The 20864-nt window shown below is 44.3% G+C and carries 20 protein-coding genes and 3 pseudogenes; 18 read left to right on the top strand and 5 right to left on the bottom strand.

Translation table 11 applies throughout. The annotated features are described in order from the left end of the window. Positions 1-345: pseudogene (locus tag PAENI_RS10890) on the bottom strand (GntT/GntP/DsdX family permease); the annotation flags it as partial. Between the two features lie 5 nt (positions 346-350). Here PAENI_RS10890 and PAENI_RS10885 point away from each other — a divergent pair. The 5 genes and pseudogenes from PAENI_RS10885 to PAENI_RS10870 all read left to right on the top strand — a co-directional run. Continuing rightward, positions 351-656, top strand: a pseudogene (locus PAENI_RS10885) (YjgB family protein); the annotation flags it as partial. Positions 657-686: 30 nt separating this feature from the next. Beyond that, on the top strand, positions 687-824 hold the full coding sequence (locus PAENI_RS31815; RefSeq protein WP_188114525.1) for a hypothetical protein: 138 nt from the start codon (positions 687-689) through the stop codon (positions 822-824). Then, a complete protein-coding gene (locus PAENI_RS10880; protein ID WP_149645239.1) occupies positions 805-1956 on the top strand; it encodes a winged helix-turn-helix domain-containing protein in 1152 nt (383 codons plus the stop codon). Before PAENI_RS31815 ends, PAENI_RS10880 begins: the two co-directional genes overlap by 20 nt. A 97-nt stretch (positions 1957-2053) precedes the next feature. Then, positions 2054-3352 (top strand): MFS transporter, encoded by a 1299-nt coding sequence (locus PAENI_RS10875; protein WP_149645238.1) that lies wholly within the window; start codon positions 2054-2056, stop codon positions 3350-3352. A gap of 372 nt (positions 3353-3724) precedes the next feature. Then, complete coding sequence (locus PAENI_RS10870) at positions 3725-4291, top strand: histidine phosphatase family protein (RefSeq protein WP_149645237.1); 567 nt, start codon at positions 3725-3727, stop codon at positions 4289-4291. A 77-nt stretch (positions 4292-4368) separates the two neighbouring features. On the opposite strand, the gene PAENI_RS10865 is transcribed toward PAENI_RS10870, so the two are convergent. From PAENI_RS10865 to PAENI_RS10850, 4 genes are all read right to left on the bottom strand, one after another. After that, positions 4369-5151 (bottom strand): TatD family hydrolase, encoded by a 783-nt coding sequence (locus PAENI_RS10865; protein WP_149645236.1) that lies wholly within the window; start codon positions 5149-5151, stop codon positions 4369-4371. After that, complete coding sequence (locus PAENI_RS10860; RefSeq protein ID WP_149645235.1) at positions 5148-6281, bottom strand: copper amine oxidase N-terminal domain-containing protein; 1134 nt, start codon at positions 6279-6281, stop codon at positions 5148-5150. The genes PAENI_RS10865 and PAENI_RS10860 overlap by 4 nt, the downstream gene beginning before the upstream one ends. A gap of 103 nt (positions 6282-6384) precedes the next feature. Beyond that, on the bottom strand, positions 6385-7032 hold the full coding sequence (locus tag PAENI_RS10855) for a hypothetical protein (RefSeq protein ID WP_149645234.1): 648 nt from the start codon (positions 7030-7032) through the stop codon (positions 6385-6387). A gap of 137 nt (positions 7033-7169) precedes the next feature. Further along, a complete protein-coding gene (locus tag PAENI_RS10850; protein ID WP_076284020.1) occupies positions 7170-7589 on the bottom strand; it encodes a MarR family winged helix-turn-helix transcriptional regulator in 420 nt (139 codons plus the stop codon). A gap of 174 nt (positions 7590-7763) precedes the next feature. On the opposite strand from PAENI_RS10850, the gene PAENI_RS10845 reads away from it, so the two are divergent. From PAENI_RS10845 to PAENI_RS10785, 13 genes and pseudogenes are all read left to right on the top strand, one after another. Beyond that, on the top strand, positions 7764-8330 hold the full coding sequence (locus tag PAENI_RS10845) for a sigma-70 family RNA polymerase sigma factor (protein WP_149645252.1): 567 nt from the start codon (positions 7764-7766) through the stop codon (positions 8328-8330). Then, positions 8327-9289: a DUF4367 domain-containing protein gene (locus tag PAENI_RS10840; RefSeq protein ID WP_149645233.1), complete on the top strand. Its 963-nt coding sequence runs from the start codon at positions 8327-8329 to the stop codon at positions 9287-9289. The genes PAENI_RS10845 and PAENI_RS10840 overlap by 4 nt, the downstream gene beginning before the upstream one ends. 216 nt (positions 9290-9505) lie before the next feature. After that, positions 9506-10092, top strand: a pseudogene (locus PAENI_RS10835) (sigma-70 family RNA polymerase sigma factor). Continuing rightward, on the top strand, positions 10079-10837 hold the full coding sequence (locus tag PAENI_RS10830) for a DUF3600 domain-containing protein (protein WP_076284024.1): 759 nt from the start codon (positions 10079-10081) through the stop codon (positions 10835-10837). The pseudogene PAENI_RS10835 and the gene PAENI_RS10830 overlap by 14 nt, the downstream one beginning before the upstream one ends. 256 nt (positions 10838-11093) lie before the next feature. After that, positions 11094-12494, top strand: a complete 1401-nt coding sequence (locus PAENI_RS10825) for a helix-turn-helix domain-containing protein (protein WP_149645232.1) — start codon at positions 11094-11096, stop codon at positions 12492-12494. Between the two features lie 122 nt (positions 12495-12616). Then, complete coding sequence (locus tag PAENI_RS10820) at positions 12617-12790, top strand: aspartyl-phosphate phosphatase Spo0E family protein (RefSeq protein WP_076284026.1); 174 nt, start codon at positions 12617-12619, stop codon at positions 12788-12790. A gap of 234 nt (positions 12791-13024) precedes the next feature. After that, positions 13025-14110, top strand: a complete 1086-nt coding sequence (locus PAENI_RS10815; protein WP_094872533.1) for a LolA family protein — start codon at positions 13025-13027, stop codon at positions 14108-14110. 216 nt (positions 14111-14326) lie between these two features. Next, on the top strand, positions 14327-15508 hold the full coding sequence (gene alr / locus PAENI_RS10810; RefSeq protein ID WP_149645231.1) for an alanine racemase: 1182 nt from the start codon (positions 14327-14329) through the stop codon (positions 15506-15508). A gap of 214 nt (positions 15509-15722) precedes the next feature. Then, the gene (locus tag PAENI_RS10805; protein WP_025698676.1) at positions 15723-16004 is read left to right on the top strand and encodes a CopG family ribbon-helix-helix protein; all 282 of its coding nucleotides are present in this window, start codon (positions 15723-15725) and stop codon (positions 16002-16004) included. A 3-nt stretch (positions 16005-16007) separates the two neighbouring features. Beyond that, the gene (locus PAENI_RS10800) at positions 16008-16358 is read left to right on the top strand and encodes a type II toxin-antitoxin system PemK/MazF family toxin (protein ID WP_042124727.1); all 351 of its coding nucleotides are present in this window, start codon (positions 16008-16010) and stop codon (positions 16356-16358) included. 156 nt (positions 16359-16514) lie between these two features. Further along, positions 16515-17123 carry a TetR/AcrR family transcriptional regulator gene (locus PAENI_RS10795; protein WP_149645230.1) on the top strand — a complete coding sequence of 203 codons (609 nt, stop codon included), beginning with the start codon at positions 16515-16517 and terminating at the stop codon, positions 17121-17123. Positions 17124-17294: 171 nt separating this feature from the next. Continuing rightward, entirely contained in the window at positions 17295-18494 is a 1200-nt protein-coding gene (locus PAENI_RS10790; RefSeq protein ID WP_076284029.1) for an MFS transporter, read from the top strand. Positions 18495-18612: 118 nt separating this feature from the next. Next, on the top strand, positions 18613-20841 hold the full coding sequence (locus PAENI_RS10785) for a Tex family protein (RefSeq protein WP_149645229.1): 2229 nt from the start codon (positions 18613-18615) through the stop codon (positions 20839-20841). Positions 20842-20864 lie beyond the last annotated feature (23 nt).

Here is a 20864-nt window from a genome sequence, read left to right as displayed (position 1 = left end):
TCTTCAAATCCGATCGTTTTTTGAAGCAATGTAATAATCGTAGCAATAGACATTAAAATAACAGGAAGCATTGCAGTGAATACACTGATACCAAATCCAGGTGTGTCTTCCAATTTAAATTCTTTTTGTTCGCCTAAAGAGGCAATATTACCTGTCTTCGTAAATGATGCAGGTACGAGTTTTTTGGCAAGCTTAGTAAATGCAGGTCCAGCCAAAATAACTGTTGGAATTGCAATAATGAAACCATAAAACCTCACCAATGTCTGCGCCATACTCACCAGCAATAACTGTAGGTCCTGGGTGAGGAGGTAAGAAACCGTGTGTTACGGATAAAGCTGCAGCCATCGAAAGATTCTGCTGGAAAAGGCATCTATGCAACTTACGCTGAAAAACATGTTGTATTTGGATTTAACAAAGGGAGCTTAATTTTCGATGTTCGTTCCAGTGATGATGCGCTGCAAAAGCTGACACTGAAACAAATCGAGGGAACGCTTGGCAAGCCGGATGACACTAAGGTGAATGGTGAGGATAAAATTTACACTTATCAGGCTAATGATCAATACCAACTGGAATTTATAATTCCAGGCTCGACCGGCACAGTAGATCATATCTCTGTGTTTAGTGAACAGGATTCCTTCAATAATATGGCTGGCTAAGTGGCTGGGGAAGAAGAGGAGAGAGCAATCATGCAGAGAAATCTGTGGGTTGCTCTTTTTGTATGTTCTTTTTTGATCTGGAGTACACCTCGAACGGACTGCTATAATGTAACCAATGAGCGGATTCGGGGGAAAGTGAGGTTCTATCATGCAGTTGGAATTAAATGAAAGTGAATATAAAGTGACCGCAGATGGGATAACGATAGAATTATTCCCAAAAGAGTTTACGCTTTTTCAGTTCTTATACATCAATAGAGGGCGTACGTTCAGTCGAGAACAACTGCTGGATAAGGTCTGGCCACTGGAATATCCGGTAGAACGAACGGTGGACGATCATATTTATAGGCTTCGTAAGAAGTTAGGCAAGCTACAAGGCCTAGATATTAAGACGGTTAGGGGATTTGGTTATAGTCTGACTATGCAGGAGCCCTCTATAACGATGACCAATCCAACTACATATGACTTAGAGATGCAAAAGACGATGCGGGAAGTATTCGTGAAATACCACCAATACGGCCAAGGCCGCTCCATGTTAACTCTCGCACGCCAACAGGATGTGTTGGGATATGCGCTGGACCCGTTTTATTCGATTTATATTCATTTTGTGCAGGGCGATCTGGATTGGCTGTTGAACACAACGGAGGTTGGTCTGGAGGAACGGTTTTATTCTTTGTTGATCTGTTATATTTTTTTAGGTGATCCTAAGAAAAAACTAGAGTTCTGTGAACTAGTTCTTGAGAAAAAGATTCTTCTGCCGCCTCAGCATCGAGAAATGGAAGTTCTTAATATTCTGGATTTGTACACGTTGGCTGAGCAACCGGAAAAAGCACTAGAACGATTAAAGCTAACGCATGAGGTGATTAAAGAGCCCGGGTATGAGAATTTTATTCCTGTAACGGCAATCTCTGAAATGCTTGTACACTTGTGGATTGGAACAGATGATCAAGAAATAGAACGGATGGCAAAAGACATTGAAGCGCTTTTGCTGGAGATGCCTTACTTACGTGAGATTGGCAGTTATAAAGTTGCGAGGGGCTTGTGGTTTCTACGGCGCAAGTCTTGGCGTGAAGCAGAGCAACTATTGGATGATGCGCTTCAAGTGCTTGAGATGTCAGGGTTTGTACCGATGCGGATATATGCGTTATATCGAATTGTTCACTATTGTAACAAGTTTCCATCTAAACCAGCTTTGCAGCACAAATATGCAGATTTATTTGAACGAGAGAAGGAAGAGCGGGGATTCCATCGCTTAGAGCAATCCTTGGAAACCGTGCTTATGAACCATGTAACAGCTCTCTGATAATTCTCTGATAATTCTCTGATAATTCTCTGACAATTCTCCGTTACATTAAGATCATGCTTCTTATGTTCTTAATCGTAACTTGGAGGAATGTCCGATGAATGCTTCATTACAAGCAGGCACGAGTCTGCTTAAAAACAAGGTGTATATGCGTGTATACAGCGCATATGCGACGGCGACCTTTGGGGATTGGTTCGATGCACTGGCGATTCAAGTGCTCGTAGGGTACCGTTGGCACGCTAGTCCACTAATGCTGGCTTTGATTCCGGTCTCCATAGCGTTACCTGGGATTCTGCTCGGCTCCGTGGCAGGGGTAGCGGCTGATCGACTGAATAAGCTAAAGCTAATGCGGATGTGTGACCTACTTACGGCATTGTTAACCGTACTGGTGCTTTTCGCTCCCAGTATGGTTTGGCTGCTTCCGTTACTGATGTTGCGTGCCGCCATCTCTACGTTAAATGTACCTGCTCAGCAGTCGATGACCCGCAGTATGGTTAGAGAGGATCAGCTGCTTCAAGCCACTTCACTTAATGGAATCGTAAATCAGGGTTCCAAAATCGCTGGGCCATTGCTGGGTGGTTTTGCATTGTCTGTGTTGACGCCGCAGTGGTGTATTTTGATCAATGCTTGTCTCAGAGGCTGTTCTTACTTGCTCCTACTTACTGTTAAAAATAGTGAAGCAGGACAAGTCAGCTCAGAGAGCAAGGGGGATCCAGAGGAGCATGTTTCTCTCCGCACGATGTGGAAGGAAGGCTGGAGCTTTATGCTGCGCAGCAGACTGCTGCTAAACAGCATGCTATTTGGTTTAGTTGGTGCGTTAGCTATTCAGATGATCGATTTTCAGTTTACAAGTCTATTCAGAATTATCGCACCTGCTGAGGAATCTATGCTGGGCTGGCTTGTCGCGGCAACTGGCGTAGGTGCAATATTGATGATCATGGTCATGAACAAAATGAACCGGGGAACAGGCTACGGTTGGAAGCTAGGTACGGGTTATGCACTTATTGGTGTATCGGTCGGAGGGCTTGGCCTGCTTCAGCCAGGCGTTACTAGCCTTCCTGTACTGCTGCTAGGATTCGTACTGGGTCTCGGAAACGGAATGTTTATGATTACCTTCAATTATTGTTTACAAAAAGAAACTCCCCCACACATGACAGGGCGTGTGTTCGGTATTCAAAGTACCATTCTTAGCGGAGTTATGATTGGCGCTCCACTCCTCGGTGGAATGCTGGTTCAGGCTGCTGGGCCTAGTCGAATCTTTTTAAACTTTGGTATCGTAATCGCTTTGATAGGTGTGCTTGGGATAGTATTTGGCCGCGTGCTGTGGCCTGTGCAGAAAGAGAAAAGTGATAGCTCAACGGAACAACCGGGGAAGGTTAAAGTGATGGAAACTTGAGGCTGCAGATAGTGAAGGTCAGGCAAACTAGCCAGACTAGAAAGCTTGAGTAGCACAGACTACCTAGCGGGCTTACCTAGCATTTAGTTGCAGAATCTGCAATTAAATGCTGTTCCATCGTTCAAAGCGAACTTTAGTTGTATTATGTGCAGCTATAATTTGATTTTTTCTCTTTTGGGGTAGAAATGATGGTTTTTAGTTGCAGAAACTACACTTATTTGCTTAGCAGACCTCTTTTTACGCTTAATAGTTGCATAGAGTGCAATTAAGAGATTTCCTAGCTCGCTAGGATCGATTCTTGCCCGTAAGGGCTTTTTTTATGAAGGAGTTCGGATAGAACACGAGAAATGTAAAGGTAGAGGAGGGGGAAGAATGGCAACTTTTATTTATATGGTAAGGCATGGAGAGTCACCCAAGCTGCCCGGAGGAACTGAGAGAACACGTGGATTAACAGCGAAGGGGGAGGCGGATGCCCACAAGATAACGGAGAAGTTACGTCTCGAAGGCATTCAAGTCTTCTATTCAAGTCCATATCTTCGGGCGATACATACGATTTCTGGATTTGCGCAGGAGCAGGGGGCAGAGATTCAAAGTGTTGAAGATCTTCGGGAAATCCATTTTTCGGATGGAAATATGATCATGCCTGACCAGGAGCTATATCCATTACTGGAAACAATGTTTGCTGATCCAAATTTTGTTCCTGTTGGTGGAGAGTCCATTTATAAGTGTCAGAAGCGATCAGTTAGCGTACTGCAAGATATACTGAAGCAACACAGTGGGCAAAAGGTTGCGATTGGCACTCACGGTGCAGTCATGACGCTTATGATGAATTATTTCGACGCTAAATATGATCTGGATTTTCTACTACAAACCACAAAGCCGGATATTTATAAAATGGAATTCACAGGCGGAACGTTAATGGGTGTGGAGAGGTTGTGAACTCCCAAATTGGGGTAAAGCTGTGATTATTCAAAAGGATGACCTGGCATTCGCTAGGAACCATCCTTTTGTTTATTTTACAAGCTATAAAATCGCTTAGTATTCGCAGTCAGTATCTCTTCTGCTTGGCTGGAAGTGTAGCCATGTAGCGCTCCCCAAGCAGCAGCAACATCTCGAATCATAGATGGATGCGTGACTCTACCCGCAAAAGGTCCTTCAAATGGCCAAGGACCATCGGTCTCCGCCATGACAAGCTCTGGGGGATAGCGGCGGGCAAGCTCTTGGATCTCCGTCTCATAAAGGATGTCAGGGGTGAAAGAGATATAGTATCCATTCTTAATCATACGGGCAATGGCTTCATCGGGTCCCTTAAACCAGTGGAAGTGGGCATGCTTTATATCATGCTTTTCTAGTAGATCACAGGCAATCAGCGAATCCTCATAGACAGCGTGCAGGACCACTGGTTTATCTATACGGGCGGCAAGCTCAAGCAACTGGTCAAGAAGCTGAATGTAAGGCTCCATATCAAAAGCTTCGCCGCGCTCCAGTGCTTCAGCACGCGAATAATAAGGCAGTCCAATTTCACCTACAGCGATGAAATCCTCCCGGGCTTGACGCTCAATCCATTCCAGCAAAGTGGATAACTCAGCTTTCTGCGGTATGGGTTGCTCTGGATGAAAACCATAAGCTGGGCGTACCACTCCGGGATAGGTAGCGGCAAGCTTTTGAGTGCGAACGCAAGAGTCTAAGTTCATGGAGACAGCAATCAGGGCTTCGATCCCCAAGTTAGCAATCTCACTCATCATTTGTTCCGAAATCTCAGGCTCATATTGCTCTAAATGTACATGGGCATCAATCATAGCTGCTTACCCACTACATAAGAGGCATACTCCTCATGAGGCTCAAAACGAATGGATTCAGGTTCCATTCCATCATTCCCTGATTTGTAGGAAAAGGTTAATGTGCCAATACTCTCTAAAAATCCAATATAAACATTGGTTTCAGCTTTCAGCTTGCCTTCTTCTACCATGTAGTAAGTCACAGCACCAATCCCGGCTTTTTCGCCAAGCTTGCCATCCTCGCCACGATCCGGATAACGCATAGTAACTATAGATGGAGTGGAACCTTTTACCTGAATTTGAATTAAGGCATCGCCTTTTTCATTGGAGATTTTTGAGGTAACAAATGCTGAGACAGCTTTATCCGCGGATGGTATATTCATTTCTTTCCACTGGTCAGGCTTTATGACGTGAAGCTCCTGCATAGACATGCCCGTACCTGTTCCTAGCCACAGTATGACAACAACTTCTTCCCGCCCATCCTGATCTATATCGGCATAATGAATCTCAGGAGTGTAACCTAACAATCTTGGTGCTTCCCAATTAAACGTATGCTTGTTACCGTTCACCTCTACAACAAATCCTTCGTAGGTACCGCCATTTTTGAGGGCAGTATACAGCTTAACTTGGTCATTTTCTGTAGCAATCGCGAGAGGTTCGCTGGGTGTTCTTACGGTAGTACTAACATCCCCTGATGTTATGGAAACTTCATTTTGCGAGGCATTCAGCTGCGCAGTGGCACCAGAGAGAGAGTTTAGAGAGTCTGCCGGAATATAAAAAATACCATTTCGTAGAATTGCAGGTCCCCCCAGCTCATTTTGATAACCGTCACCTTGCATATACTCATTACCTGGCTTCAAAACATATTTACTGCTTCCATCAGAGATGGTTAAGGTTTTCGTAGCATTATCCCATTGTTGTTCAGATGAGTAGTACTCCATGAGTACTTTTGCAGGTACATAGACCTTATCACCTGAGAAAAAAGGTGGGAGAGAAGGAAGAACGGTTTCTCCATCAACGATTAGTTTCAGTGGTGCTTCAGTAGTTTGTGTTTGGTTAATTGCCATTGTTGTATCCATATCTATAGATGCCGATGCTCCGCATCCGGCTAAAAAGAGCGTGATAGCTCCGATTACGATGATTTTATTCATAATTACCTCCGAGGATTAAGTCCAGTCCTCTTAAGTATAGATTAAATCAGCGCGTAGTAGGTCACTTTCTGTAAACAAAGCAGAGACAAGGTTGTTACGTTTGCTATTTATTTAAAAATACGGTCCGAGTAACTTGTGATTTAGGGTCTACCGTTAGACTTTTGGTATAGCGGATCTCCCCAATAGAACAACCCGGTCCGATGATAATATCTTCACCGCAGACGAGATCTGCTGTCGTTCGATATAACATGATGCTAGTCCCTTCAATCGTTTTGCAGGTAAGCTTCCGGAAGTAGGGGATTAGCGCATTCATTAGCTTCAAAGATGGCTTAACAGTAATGGTCCCGCTAGATTTTATGACATCGATTGTGCTTCTGTTTCCTAAACGTAGCTCAATGGATGATTCAGCAGTTAACCTATGAATCTTCACAGCACCTTCGGCATAAAAGGTTTCGAGTGCAGCATCTTGTGCTGCAGAAAAGTATCCAGACGATTGCAGTCTGTCTGCCTGGATGTGTTGAACTCGTAGACCTCCTAGATTGATAACCTGTTCGGCTCTACAATGACCTCCAATCGAACAATCACCAGATACTTTTAACTTAGCGGTAGTAACATTCTTCTGTGCACTTAAATGGCCGACAACATCGATGGTATCCGCACGAACATCTTCTTTGAGGGTCAGTGAACCTCTTACTTTCAGCGGTGGACCGATCATTTCCTGGCGTTCAAAAAGATCATTAGCATTGGACATTTACAGGGGCCGCCTTTCGAAATATATTTTAATGATTAAAATATATAATTATTATAATATATAGTCAATATAGTATTTTGGACATAAAAAAACTGCCGTCAGTTTCCTGACAGGCAGCATATATAACCCAAAAGCTTTTAGTTCATCATTTTATCCATTAGCACATTTATTTGTTCTAAGGTTCCTGAAATTTTATCCAAATCCGAGGTAGGAAAGGCTTCAAAGATATGGAGAATCCGCTGATGCCCTTGTTCTGTAAGGACAATGTTGACGACTCTGCGATCCTCCTTCGTCCGCACACGTTCGATAAGACCGGCATCTTCCAACTTATCGCACATCGAGGAAGCGGCTCCTGGTGTAATAATGAATCGTTCGGAGATGTCAGTAATGTTCAAGCTACCTATAAGCCTGAGCTGGAACAGCAGTAGGATCTGATTGTGAGTCAGGGTCTCCTGCTTGGTGATCATATCAATGAAGAACTGGGATTTCTGCTGCACATTTGCCATAGATTCCATAACCTTATGGATAGCATATTGTTTATCTTGCTCTGTGCTCATAGCCACGCTCCAATTTACTTTAGTTCCTAAAATATATAGAAGCTATAATAAGCTTGTCAAGTTAAGGGGTTCTCTCTTCTTTTTAGTATCTTGTAATGGAATTGGAATTATTGCGTATTAACAGTCGAATTTACTTAGCTAAGTAAAATTTTGCTGGAAAGGAGAGTTTGATTGATGCAAGAGCGCGCATTGCTCCACCCCTTTGTTAAAGAGAAAATCCAACAAAAAACGGATATAGATGCTTTATTCACAACGATTTTTGAAACCTTCTATAAAAGAATATTTAACTATATGGCTTATCGGGTTAGCTCACTCCATACGGCCGAGGATCTGACAAGCTTGGTCTTTGAGAAAACATTAGCTAAGCTTTCGACTTATTCCCAGGAAAAAGCTCCTTTGGAGGTATGGTTGTTTGCCATCGCTAGGAATGTGGTCAATGACCATTACAGAAGTCTGAAGCGGCGCAGCTTCTTCTCGCTGGATGCCGTCAAGGAACTGGTTTCTAGCAGGAAAGATCCGGAAAGCATGATCCTCCAGGGAGAACGCAATGGCAAGCTAATTAAAGCGCTGAACACGCTGAACTCGAGGGAAAGAAATATTGTGGCTCTTAAATTTGGGGCAAACCTGAAGAACATTGAGATCGCACAGGTTACGGGGATCACAGAGAGCAACATTGGTGTGATTCTCTACCGGACTATGAAGAAGCTGAAGACTGAAATAGGGAGCGTGGAGCAACTATGAATAGTAAAGAAATACAGCAGAAGTTCTCTGCGGATTTAGATGAAAGTATAAATGACACTGCGAAAGACATAAACGGTGTCGGGGAGTATAAGGAGCTACTGGAGCTTGGCAGAGCTTTGGCCCATAAAGATTTCAGCGAGGGTTCAGACAAGACAGCCATTCTAAATAAGGCACGGAGAACGTATGCCAGCCAAGAGGAGGGGAAAGGATTGCGTACAAAGCATAGATTAAGACGTCCTGCTGTTGTACTAGCGACTTTGCTTGTAGTAGGTACATTAAGTGTAACTTTTGTGCAACCATCCTTCGCACAGGAGCTGTTATCTAAAGTATTGCAAACGATAAATTTAGGACATATTGTAGCCCATGAAGTAGAATACTCTGCGGATTACAATGTGATTCCGGAAGAATTGAAAGGTAAGATTTTTGATAGCAACGGAAATGTACTTTTGACCCCCGATGCAGCTCAAAAGGCTGGTGATGTTTACAATGCTGACGGGGAAAAAATCATAGGGTTTGAAGATGGTAGGTTGGTTACGCAATCTGAGAGGGATCAAGAGAAACCGGAAATATTGATCGTGAAGGATTCTAGCAAGCTAAATGAATATACCATTTTTGATGTGGGATTGCCGGAGTACTTGCCGGATGGTTATACCTTTGATCACGCTGAGTTTTATAAGGACGATAACGGTGAAGTAACTAACAGTAAATATATCGACCTATATTTTATTAATAAAGCCTCAGATGAGAGGATTACTATGCAGCAGCGGCACGCTGATGAAGAGACGGCTTATGAGATGTCGACGGACGGTACAATAGAAAAAGTGAAAATAAATGGAGTTGACGCTGTATTGTACAATGGCAAAGCTGTAGACTGGGAAGCCAATGGTGTGTTATACGGTGTAACATCCGCTAACTTGGATAAGGATGATTTGATCAAAGTAGCAGAGTCTATCCACTGATCGATTAGATTAAGTAAATGGCAGGTGGCTTATGCTGCTGATTGGAATGCAACGATACTGGAAGCCCGCATTGTGCGGGCTTTTTGAATCGAAGCTCTCCCTATAGATTCCCGCATTTAATAAGTACATACTTTTTTTAATTCGTTAAAATAAATCGAACGATATCTCTTTGATTTACCAATATATAGTGTAAGACCGAAGGAGGGATTGAGAGGGATGAAACATCCAAATGAATATTCTCAGCTCATTGCGCTTACGCTAGCCGGCAGTTGTGAAGCGTATGTGAGCTATATGAAGCAACGATCCGGGATGTGTATCAGACCGTTCATTTCCTCGTTCGCGAAACCTCCGATGTGGATGATATCGTTCAGGAGATTTACATTCAGGTGCACCGTTCTCTTGAACAATTTGACGTAAACCGCCCCTTTAAGCCTTGGCTTATGGGAGTGGTCATGCGGCAAATTCATGCCTATCGAAGAAAGAGATGGACGCATCTCCGAATGGTAAAAAAAGTAGAACAAACAGATCTAATGCTGGAGCATGATTTCACGAGTGATGTTGTGGACAGGTTATCTAACCGCCGCCTGCTAGCAAGTGTAGATCGTCTTCCATTTAAGCTGAAGCAGGTGATTATTCTGCATTATTTAAACGAATATTCACAGGAAGAAAGTGCTGCGATACTGGGTATTCCGCTCGGAACCGTGAAATCCCGTATTCACGCTGCACTGCAGAAGCTTCGTCAGAAGCCAGACAATCATACTCTTTTTAAGGGAAAGGTGGAGGACCTGCATGAACTTCAATGAAGAGTTACGGACAGTTCTGCAGGAAGAGGCGAGAAATATAAGTGCCCCACCGGAACTGAAGGAGCAAATATTAAATAGGGCCGTGGCCAAACAAGGGGGAAGACGTATGAAGAAATGGCTCGTGGCAAGTATTATGGCGGCTGCACTATTAATTCCTACTGGAGCTTATGCCGGATATCATTATTTGGCAGACAACATGTATGGATCCCCAGCAACTGCTGCTACGATAGGAGTAACCCAGCAACAATATGACAGGCTTGAAGCCAAACTGCAAAACGCGAAGCAAAGCTTTGACGAAGAGGAATTCACAAAGCTGATGTCCTTACTAGAGGAATTGGGATCTTATAATCTGCAAATGGCCGATGCTGAAGGCGTCTTTCACCTAGAACAGTTAGGTGTGAAGGACCAGAAGGCATATAAAGAGTTACAGGCTAAGCTTGAACCATATTTCGAACAAATAAATGAAGCGAAAACATCAAAAAAATCAGTGCAATCCGTAGATCGTGATGCTTTCTGGAATGGCTTGCTTGAAAAAGCTGAACAGAGGCTTACTAAAAAAGAGTTTGAGGAGATCGAACGATTAATCATAGACTTACAAAGCTATGATGCTAAGGTATTTGATGCAGATGGCAGTGTTCATATGGATCGGCTTTCGAAAGAAGAGATTCAAAACCAAGAGAAGTTAATTGAAATGCTAGACCCTTATATTAAAAAGCTGGATATGATGATTAAACCTAGCTCTTAGTTGAATTTAAATGCATGTATTGAATAACTATCGATAGCAATATCATAAGAAAAACCATCAGAAAAGGTCTATTACACCTTGTATTCTGGTGGTTTTTATCTTTTACTAATCTAAAGTCTATACATTGATCACCGAATAATTGCATAATGAAAAGGAATAGAAAAAAAGTATTTGACCACTGGAATAATTAGACATATATTTATTAAAATGCTATTTGCTTATCTATGAATTATGTTGGCGGAAGGTGGCTTTGATCATGAAGCAGATGACCATTCGTGCAGAACTGGCAGACTATCTCAAGAAGCAGGGGATAACGATCAATCAGTTCGCAGAGGTGTCTAAGGTAAATTCAGGCACGATCAGTAATATCATCAATGGGAATCGCCCAATAGCCATGCAACAATTAGATCGGATTACAGAAGGTATGGGATTAGAAGAAGGCTGCTACTATGATTTGTATGTGGATGAGTGTTTTGTTCACTCCAATCCGAATTGGAGACGTCTTCGGCCATTTCTATATCGCTGTGCAGAGCTGGATAAGCTGGAATGTATTGCACGGGTAGTTGGGATTATGATGGATAGCTTATCTTATACGCCTTCGTTATTTGATACTGCAGAAGATTTTTTTACGCTAGGGAAGCACAAAGCAGCAGCGATGTTATATCAGAGTGTGGCTGAGAGTGAGAAGTATCAACATTCAGAGCGGCTGGCCCTTTGCCAATACAGGCTATTCACGATCGCTTTGGGTGAAGATCGGGATGCTAATTTGCGAGCAGCTGTGCAATTTGAAGGATTTGTTAACCGGCTTGATGAGGTGGACCAGCTTGATGCGCTGAAAGATTTGGCGAATACATATAGTGGTTTACGACATTGGGACAAGGTAATGGCAATGGCTAAGGAAATGGGGAATAAAGCAACAATTCAATATCATGCTAAATACGACCGTGCCAGAAAAAGCAGGCTTCAAAGGGAACCTGAAATACCACTATTCTCATATATTCAATACTCTTACATGTTACGTTCAGTAGTTTATAGAGAGCTAGGAGATTATGATAGGGCTTTACATTATGTTAACATGTATATGGATATGAACTGGATTCGGGAAGACACGGAAGAAGCTTTGCAGCTTATGAATCAATGTATGGAGTGGGCACGGGCTAATATTAACTTGCTGCGAATTTTAAAAGGGGATATAACGGTGCTGCCGGAATATGTGGCATATCTTGAACAAAGAGAGGAAGAGATCCTCTCAGGTCTGTTCAAAATCCTTCAAGCAGCTAATTATTACCAATTTAACGTGGATGATATTCTTCTGCAGTTTGAGGGAAAAATATCAGATTGTAGAGATCGTCATCAGCTAGAGATTAGATCCTATAATCAACAAATCTTCGAAGATAGATATACCAACTTGATGGCTGAGATAGCGTTTTATTATATAAGAAGAAATAAATATGAGATTAGTATAAAGTATATAATGGAAAGTTTAGAATATTCAGTAAAAATCAATAGCGAATCATGTATTATAAAATGTGTTGGAATGTTCGAAGAGCTTCGTCATACGGTATCTTTAGAAACGCAAAAAGAATACCGAAACCTAATTAGTAAGGTGCAGCGAATCAACGAAAAGAAAAATGGCTTTGTTGTTAGCAGTGCATAGTAACGTAATTATTACCTTCCTTCTAGTATTTATTAGAATCATTTCTTTATAGTACTGCACTTATTTGTAAAATATAGAATTTGACATATACCTCTAGTATATTAATTTGAGGAGGTAGTGTAATGAATAATCCAGAAATTATCCAAAAGAGAATAGAGGGTGCTAGAGCCAAACTTTATTTAATGGAAAGGGAATACGGTGGATTGTTACATCCAAATGTGATCAGACAGTCGATGAGGTTGGATGAATTAATCAATCAGTACAATAAAGCAATACATAGTGATAATGAGAGTTGAAACAAGAAACTGATCTTATAATTTTCTCTCTATTCAAAAGATAAGACCTACATAATGTTATTACATTTCTGTATAAAACATAAAGCCAGCGCTATGCGTGGGCTTTTTTTGTTTGTATGTTCCTAAAAAATAAATCTAACTCCCAGCTTGTCATGCCCGTCTGCATATTGCGGCCAAGTCCCTCATAGACATGTACTAATCAATGCATTCAAAACAGGTTAAGGGGATGATGTCATGCGCCGGACAATATGGGTACTCGCGATCATTATGAGCGTGGCCCTGGTGATGACGGGGTGCGGGAAGAAGGATGCCGCTTCCGTGGTCAAGGATTTGAACAATGTGGCCGACAAGTTGGAGAGTAAGCAGGGAACGTACCAAGCTTCAGGCATTATGACCCTATTCACCGGCGAGCAGCCGCAGGAGTATAAGGTAGAGGTATGGTACAAGAACCCTTCTTATTACCGGATCAGCTTGGCGAATGTACAGAAGGATATTACGCAGATCGTGCTTCGTAATGATGAGGGAGTGTTCGTACTTACACCAAGTATGAATAAGAGCTTCCGCTTCCAGAGTGATTGGCCGGACAATCAAGGTCAGGTTTATTTGTATCAGACACTAGTTCGGGGCATCGTCTCAGATAACAATCGTCAATTTGTGGAAGATGGAGATAACTATGTGTTTGAGGTAGCTGCGAATTATCAGAGCAATGCCCTTGTGCGGCAGAAGATTTGGCTGGATAAAAAGACTTATGAGCCTAAACAGGTTCAAGTCTCTGATTCTGAAGCCAAGGTAGTTGTAGACGTGAAGTTTGACACCTTTAAATTCGATACAGATTTCACTAAGGATTCCTTTGATATGCAAAAGAATATGACTACAGGTGCTGCTTCAGAAAGTACAGTAGCTCAGGTTGACGAAAATGGAAATCCGGTTGTAGTTCCTGAGGGTCAGGAGCAAGAGGGGCAACCTGTCGCTGCTGAGCTGGGTGACTTTGGTATTATCGAACCGGGGTACGTTCCGGCAGGTGTTGAGTTGAAGGACTCCCATAAAATGGAGGGGAACAAGGATCATGCTGTTCTCATCCGGTATGATGGGGTTTATCAATACACCATTATGGAAGCCCGTCCATTGGACCGTGCAGTAGCATTGGCTCCTGGAACGCTGATAGATCTTGGTTTTACCGCAGGACTTCTGAGTGGTGATGAGCAGCAGACTTTGACTTGGATGTCTGAGGGTATAGAATATCGAATTACAAGTGCTAATCTTCCTGTTAACGAAATGATGCAAATTGCCGCTTCTATGGAGGCACAATCGGGTAAATAATATAAAGTAGGCGGATACTGCGTTTTGTGGGATTCTTTCCTCTACAACGTAGTATCCGCCTTTCTATATTTGCCAGCGCTCCAGCCGCTTTGAACTGAAGCGAAAAGATAACTGAGCTCACATTGACAGCCACCTTCCGTAGCATTACCATGAGTACTAAGACAATGATCATTACAGCTATGACGTTTTACTACAACGTAAGAAGGTGACTTTGAAGTGCAAGCAAGCTATCGACCGACAGTAGCCGAAATTAATCTGGATGAATTGCGTGCCAATTACGAAGCCTTTCGCCGCTACTTGCCGGCAGAGACAAAGTTTATGGGATGCGTCAAAGGAAATGCGTACGGCCATGGAGCAGTGGAAGTGACACGGGAACTGGAAAGACTCGGAGCAGATTATGTTAGTGTGGCTTTTTTGGATGAAGCATTGGAGCTGCGTCAGGCGGGAATACTGATTCCTATACTGGTGCTTGGCTACACTTCTCCTGAAGGAATAGCCGTTGCCTGGGAGAACCATGTAACTGTAACACTGTTCACACCGGAAGTATTAGAGGCTGTTAGACAGCTTCCTGTAGATCCGGAACATCGGCTGAAGGTGCATATCAAGATTGATAGCGGGATGGGGCGACTGGGTCTTTTACCAGATGACGCACCCGCATTTATCTCTGAAGTGCAGTCTGTTGCGCAGGCGGAGCTGGAGGGTATGTTTACCCATTTTGCCAAGGCAGACGAACTAGACAAAAGCTATACACTGGAACAGCATCGACGGTTCATGAGCGTGGCGGAAACGCTGCGGGAGCAGAACATTCAGATCCCGATCATACATACGGGCAATAGCGCTACGGCCATTGATTCACCTTATTTATCCAGCAACATGGTGCGGGTAGGCATCAGCTTGTACGGATTTTATCCCTCAACTGAGGTAAACCGTCAGCTGGTAGAACTACATCCGGTAATGACGCTGAAGACGCAGGTTGTATATGTGAAGAGCCTGCCTTCTCATTGGGGCGTCAGCTACGGCACTCGGTACTTCACAGACAGCGAGGAGATTATCGCAACGTTACCTGTGGGGTACGCAGATGGATATTCCCGCATGCTAACTGGCAAAGCGGAGGTGTTAATACGTGGACGCCGCGTTCCTGTCGTCGGAACAATCTGCATGGATCAGTGTATGGTATCACTCAAATCTTTCGCTGAAGAAGCGGAACAAATTAAAGCAGGCGAAGAAGTTGTACTCATCGGCCGTCAAGCTGACGTGATGGTCACGGCAGACGAGTTGGCTCTCCATCTTGGAACGATTCACTACGAGGTAATTTGCATGCTGGCTCATCGGGTGCCGCGCGTTTATATCCGTGAAGGCACACTTCCTAAATTAGTAAATGCTCTGTTACAATCTTAAAGTTCTTGACAGTGATGTTATTCAAGGGAGAAAATAGAAGGAATTGTATCGTTTTAGGAGATATGACTAAAAGCCTATACGAACCGCCATTTCTAGTTTATAATGGGATGCAGCATACTTGATATACTGGCGGCATATATTCCTTGTATAAAATTCCTTGTATATTGCAACACTGGAACACAAGGGCAGAAGGTTTGTGGGGGTGGAAGAGAAGGTGGCCAATTTGCAGAACACCAAAAGAATCATGATCAGCTTGCCCGATCATCTCTTGCAGGAAGTGGACGGAATTGTTCAATTGGAGAATTCCAACCGGAGTGAATTGATTAGGCAGGCCATGAAGCTGTATTTGAGCGAACGGAGGAAACGTTCTATCCGGGAGTCCATGCAGCGCGGCTACATGGAAATGGCTAAGATCAACTTGACCATGGCATGCGAGGCGTTCCTCGCGGAGGAAGATGCAGACAGCACTCTTGGCCGCTTAGTAAGCGGGGTGTAGACATTGATCGTTAAACGTGGCGATGTTTTTTTTGCTGATCTTTCGCCGGTTGTAGGTTCTGAGCAAGGCGGAGTAAGGCCAGTACTGGTAATCCAGAATGATATTGGCAATCGCTTTAGCCCGACGGTAATTGTGGCCGCAATCACGGCCCAAATCCAGAAGGCTAAATTACCTACGCATGTGGAAATTGACGCAGCAGCTCATGGCTTTGACAGAGATTCTGTTATACTGCTGGAGCAGGTTAGGACGATTGACAAACAACGCTTAACTGACAAGATCACCCACCTTGATGATGAGACTATGAAGAAGGTGGATGATTCGCTGCAAATCAGCCTCGGACTGATTGATTTTTAATCACCCAGGGTTATAGATAATCCATGAGATAGGCGCTCGGGTACGAATCCGGGCGTCTTTTGATGTGCATTTTCACGAACTCATGGTAAAAAAGGATTAGGGGTTCACTTTTACAAAATGATCTGATAGTATTAGACCGTACGGTCGGTTTAGGAGGTGCTTAGAATCAGAGGACGTTCAGACGGAGAAGAAACAAAGAAACGAATTGTACTTAAAGCCACACAGCTGTTTGTTCAGAAGGGTTATGCAGCTGTAACCATGAATGAAGTTTGCGTAGCCTCGAATGTTAGTAAGGGCAGCTTATATCATCATTTTCCGAGCAAGGATGAACTTTTTCTATATGTGGTAGAAGAGGATACCGCGCAGTGGTTACAGGCGTGGGAAGATAAGAAGAATGAAATTGCTGGTGTTCAGGAGCGTTTATATGCTTTAGCCGAGCACTATGCAAATGATTTTCAGAATCCGTTGATTCGGGCGCTTGAGGAATTCTCAAGAAGCAGAGTTCATCCAGAGGAAATCACTAAGCGGCTTGCTCATTTATATGAGGCTGCCTCGCATGCGTGTCGTGATCTTCTGAAGGAAGGCATGGACACGGGGTATTTTATTAAAGGTGACTTAGAGGATTATGTGATTATTGTAAATGGTATGCTCGAAGGGATCGGAAGAGCTGCTGAATGTTCTATTCCTGAAAAGACTCCGGATGATATCAAAAAATATTACCGGGAATCAGTACGATTGTTATTACAAGGGATATATACGGGGTAAGATATAATGGGGCTTGAAGGGAGCTTTACATTCAGGAATCAAGAAGGCTGAAGCTTCTTAAAGGCACCGAATTAGAAGGACTATTTTTTTGCTATAATTTAGACCGGATGGTCGGTCTCTACAGGGAAACTATTCGAAGACTTGGCTTTAGAAACTACGGAGGTTAACACAATGTCATTACTACTTAGAAACAGGGGCGCTATGCTACTTGTTATGCTTAATATTTTTCTTGCTTTTACAGGGATCGGACTTGTAGTCCCTATCATGCCTACTTACATGAATGAACTTGGGATCACAGGAAGTACCGTTGGGCTGTTAGTGGCTTCATTCTCCCTTGCCCAATTATTAGTATCGCCATTCGCGGGCAGGTTATCCGACAGAATTGGCCGAAAAAAAGTGATCGTTGCGGGTCTGATCGTGTTTGCTTTTTCAGAGCTGCTCTTTGGTCTGGCGAATGTGTCCTGGCTCTTGTTCGTTTCAAGACTGCTCGGTGGTGTAGGCGCTGCGTTAATTATGCCAGCAGTTATGGCTTATGTAGCGGACACGACCTCTTTTGAAGAGAGAGCGAAAGGCATGGGGCTTATTAACGCAGCCATTACTACCGGATTTATTATCGGTCCAGGGATTGGCGGTTATCTTGCTGAGCTTGGCATGCGGGTACCCTTTTTCTGTGCGGCTGGTGCGGCTGGGATCGCAGCTCTAATCACAGTTTTGATCTTGCCTGAGTCTCTGTCTGTAGAGAAACGGATGGAAGCGAAGCTATCTAAAAATAATCAGGAGAGCTTCTTCACGCAATTGATGCGTTCTTATCGTGAACCTTACTTTTTTGGGTTAATTATTGTATTTGTTATGGCTTTTGGATTGGCTAACTATGAAACGGTATTCGGATTGTTCGTGGACCATAAATTTGGCTTTACCCCTAAAGATATTGCTTTTGTGATTACCTTTGGCTCAATCGCCGGTGCTGTGGTGCAGGTATCCGCGTTTGGCTGGATTCTGAATAAATTCGGCGAGAATAAGGTAATCTCCACTTGCCTTATAACTGCTGCAATGTTTATTCTGTTGACGCTGTTTGTAAGTGGCTTCTGGGCGATTTGTGCGATTACCTTTGTCGTATTCTTGGCTATGGATATTCTTCGACCAGCGGTAGGCACCCAGTTATCCAAAATGGCGGGGGAAACGCAGCAAGGCTTCGTAGCAGGAATGAACTCTGCTTATACGAGTCTTGGAAATATCGCAGGGCCTATCGTTGCAGGGTATCTTTTTGATCTAAGTATTAACTTTCCATATGTGGCAGCGGCGTTTGTTCTAGCATTATGTTTTATGTTGTCACTTAGTTCTGGAAAAAGGGGAATGGGACAACGCGCGTAAACCACCCAATCTACCTCCTCTCTAGGCTGGACTTTGGAACAGAGCCGATCTGTGATACTATTTTAGTTATGAGAACAAGAATTGTATAAGCAGATTGTGTACGGGAAGAGGGATACTAATGACGGTAGATAACAGCAATACGGGAGTCATTACGGAAGAGGCGGCCGCACAGCGGGAGCAGGAATTGATTACTGTAGCGATTGCCAAGGAATTGAACATTAGCCTGAAGCAGGTGCGTACAACGGTTGGACTGCTGGATGAGGGGAATACGATTCCGTTCATCGCCAGATACCGGAAAGAAATGACGGGTGAGCTGGACGAGAATGCGCTGCGTGATATTGAAGAGCGCCTGGCTTATCTTCGCAATTTGGGCGAACGTAAGAAAGACGTTATCCGCAATATTGAAGAGCAGGGCAAGCTGACCAAGGAACTTCATGAACAAATCACCAATGCGGTCAAGCTGCAGGAAGTGGAGGACTTGTATCGTCCTTTCCGTCAGAAGCGTAAGACTCGTGCTAGTGTTGCGAAGGAAAAAGGCTTAGAGCCGCTTGCAAACTGGATGATGGAGCAGCAAAGACAAGGTGACCCACAAACTGAGGCAACGAAATATATAGATGCTGAAAAAGGAGTGGAGACCGCAGATCAAGCGCTTCAAGGTGCACTGGATATCATCGCCGAGAACATTGCAGATGATCCTGCGATCCGCTCTTGGGTTCGGCAATATACGGCAAGTCAGGGCATCCTTGTGTCTGAAGCTAAGGATGCAGAGCAGGAATCCGTATACGAGAACTACTATAGCTACCGTGAACCTGTACACAAAATGCCACCTCACCGAATTCTCGCCATTAATCGCGGTGAGCGGGAGAATATACTGAAGGTAGGCATTGAGGTTGTCACTGACAAAATTCATGCTTACATTGCGCGGAAAATCATTAAAGGCCTATCCCCAGTGAAGGAACTGCTGGAGGCAGTGACTGAGGATGCCTACAAGCGTCTGATTGCTCCTTCTGTGGAGCGTGAGGTTCGTGGGGAGATGACCGAGCGGGGCGAGAATCAAGCGATCTCAATCTTCTCTGGTAATCTACGCAGCTTGCTGCTGCAGCCGCCCGTTAAGGGACGCTGTGTGCTGGGTGTTGACCCTGCCTACCGTACCGGCTGTAAGCTGGCCGTCGTAGACGATACTGGTAAGCTGCTTGAAGTAGCCGTGACCTATCCTACGCCGCCGAACAACAAGAAAATTGAAGCTGCTGCTAAGTTTAAAGAACTAATCGCTAAATATGGCATTCAGCTCATCGTGATCGGAAATGGGACAGGCTCTCGTGAGACCGAGCAATTTACGGCAGAAGTGATCGCCGAAATTGGCGATCCAGAGCTGGCTTACCTGATCGTTAATGAGGCTGGTGCAAGTGTCTATTCTGCTTCCAAGCTGGCGCAGGAGGAGTTCCCGGATCTGGATGTAGCAGAGCGTAGTGCAGCTTCTATCGCCCGCCGTGTGCAGGACCCGCTGGCGGAGCTGGTGAAGATCGATCCGAAAGCTATCGGTGTGGGTCAGTATCAGCATGACGTCTCCCAGAAGCATCTGGAAGAGAGTCTTAAGGCTGTCGTAGAATCGGCGGTTAACCATGTGGGCGTGGATGTAAATACGGCATCTCCTGCCTTGCTCTCTTATGTGGCTGGCGTTAACGGTACGATTGCTAAAAATATCGTTAAATATCGTGAAGAGAACGGTAAGTTCACGACTCGGAAGCAGCTGCAAAAGGTCCCTCGTCTGGGTGCGAAGTCCTATGAGCAATGTATCGGCTTCCTGCGGATTCCAGGTGGAGACAACACCTTGGATCGCACACCCATTCACCCCGAGTCATATCCGGTGGTGGATCGCTTGTTCCGCGAGCTAAGCCTCGATGTAAATAAGCTTGGCAGCAAAGAAGTGGCTTCGCAGCTGGAGGCACAAAATGCCGAGGAGCTGGCTGTGAAGCTGGATGTCGGCGTGCCTACGCTTCGCGACATCCTGGAGAGCTTGCAGCGTCCGGGCCGCGATCCGCGCGAGGAGCTGCCGTTGCCGATCTTCCGCACCGACGTGCTGAAGATCGAGGATCTGGTTCCCGGCATGGAAATGCAGGGAACCGTCCGCAACGTGATCGATTTCGGCGCATTCGTCGATATCGGGATCAAGAACGATGGGCTGGTGCATATATCCCAGCTCAGCGGCAGCTTTGTGAAGCACCCGATGGACGTTGTCTCCGTAGGAGACAATGTCACCGTCTGGGTGATGGGTGTTGACCTGAAGAAGGGCCGGGTCAGCCTGACCATGCGTCCGCCGCGTGTTGAGGCAGGAAGTCTTAGCTAAGGTGAACTAAATGAACAAATAAA

The sequence above is a fragment of the Paenibacillus sp. B2(2019) genome (genome assembly GCF_008370385.1).
Taxonomy (GTDB): Bacteria; Bacillota; Bacilli; order Paenibacillales; family Paenibacillaceae; genus Paenibacillus_AQ.
Note: the sequence above shows the minus strand (reverse complement) of the source record. Positions and strands in the feature narration are given on the sequence as shown.

What these genes read in the sequence shown, in the direction of transcription:
- PAENI_RS10815 (WP_094872533.1), top strand. Translation starts at nt 13,025, where the DNA reads ATGCGCCGGACAATATGGGTACTCGCGATCATTATGAGCGTGGCCCTG.
- PAENI_RS10865 (WP_149645236.1), bottom strand. Translation starts at nt 5,151, where the DNA reads ATGATTGATGCCCATGTACATTTAGAGCAATATGAGCCTGAGATTTCG.
- PAENI_RS10825 (WP_149645232.1), top strand. Translation starts at nt 11,094, where the DNA reads ATGAAGCAGATGACCATTCGTGCAGAACTGGCAGACTATCTCAAGAAG.
- PAENI_RS10855 (WP_149645234.1), bottom strand. Translation starts at nt 7,032, where the DNA reads ATGTCCAATGCTAATGATCTTTTTGAACGCCAGGAAATGATCGGTCCA.
- PAENI_RS10820 (WP_076284026.1), top strand. Translation starts at nt 12,617, where the DNA reads ATGAATAATCCAGAAATTATCCAAAAGAGAATAGAGGGTGCTAGAGCC.
- PAENI_RS10830 (WP_076284024.1), top strand. Translation starts at nt 10,079, where the DNA reads ATGAACTTCAATGAAGAGTTACGGACAGTTCTGCAGGAAGAGGCGAGA.
- PAENI_RS10840 (WP_149645233.1), top strand. Translation starts at nt 8,327, where the DNA reads ATGAATAGTAAAGAAATACAGCAGAAGTTCTCTGCGGATTTAGATGAA.
- PAENI_RS10860 (WP_149645235.1), bottom strand. Translation starts at nt 6,281, where the DNA reads ATGAATAAAATCATCGTAATCGGAGCTATCACGCTCTTTTTAGCCGGA.
- PAENI_RS10875 (WP_149645238.1), top strand. Translation starts at nt 2,054, where the DNA reads ATGAATGCTTCATTACAAGCAGGCACGAGTCTGCTTAAAAACAAGGTG.
- PAENI_RS10845 (WP_149645252.1), top strand. Translation starts at nt 7,764, where the DNA reads ATGCAAGAGCGCGCATTGCTCCACCCCTTTGTTAAAGAGAAAATCCAA.
- PAENI_RS10850 (WP_076284020.1), bottom strand. Translation starts at nt 7,589, where the DNA reads ATGAGCACAGAGCAAGATAAACAATATGCTATCCATAAGGTTATGGAA.
- PAENI_RS10785 (WP_149645229.1), top strand. Translation starts at nt 18,613, where the DNA reads ATGACGGTAGATAACAGCAATACGGGAGTCATTACGGAAGAGGCGGCC.
- PAENI_RS10880 (WP_149645239.1), top strand. Translation starts at nt 805, where the DNA reads ATGCAGTTGGAATTAAATGAAAGTGAATATAAAGTGACCGCAGATGGG.
- PAENI_RS10870 (WP_149645237.1), top strand. Translation starts at nt 3,725, where the DNA reads ATGGCAACTTTTATTTATATGGTAAGGCATGGAGAGTCACCCAAGCTG.
- PAENI_RS10790 (WP_076284029.1), top strand. Translation starts at nt 17,295, where the DNA reads ATGTCATTACTACTTAGAAACAGGGGCGCTATGCTACTTGTTATGCTT.
- PAENI_RS31815 (WP_188114525.1), top strand. Translation starts at nt 687, where the DNA reads ATGCAGAGAAATCTGTGGGTTGCTCTTTTTGTATGTTCTTTTTTGATC.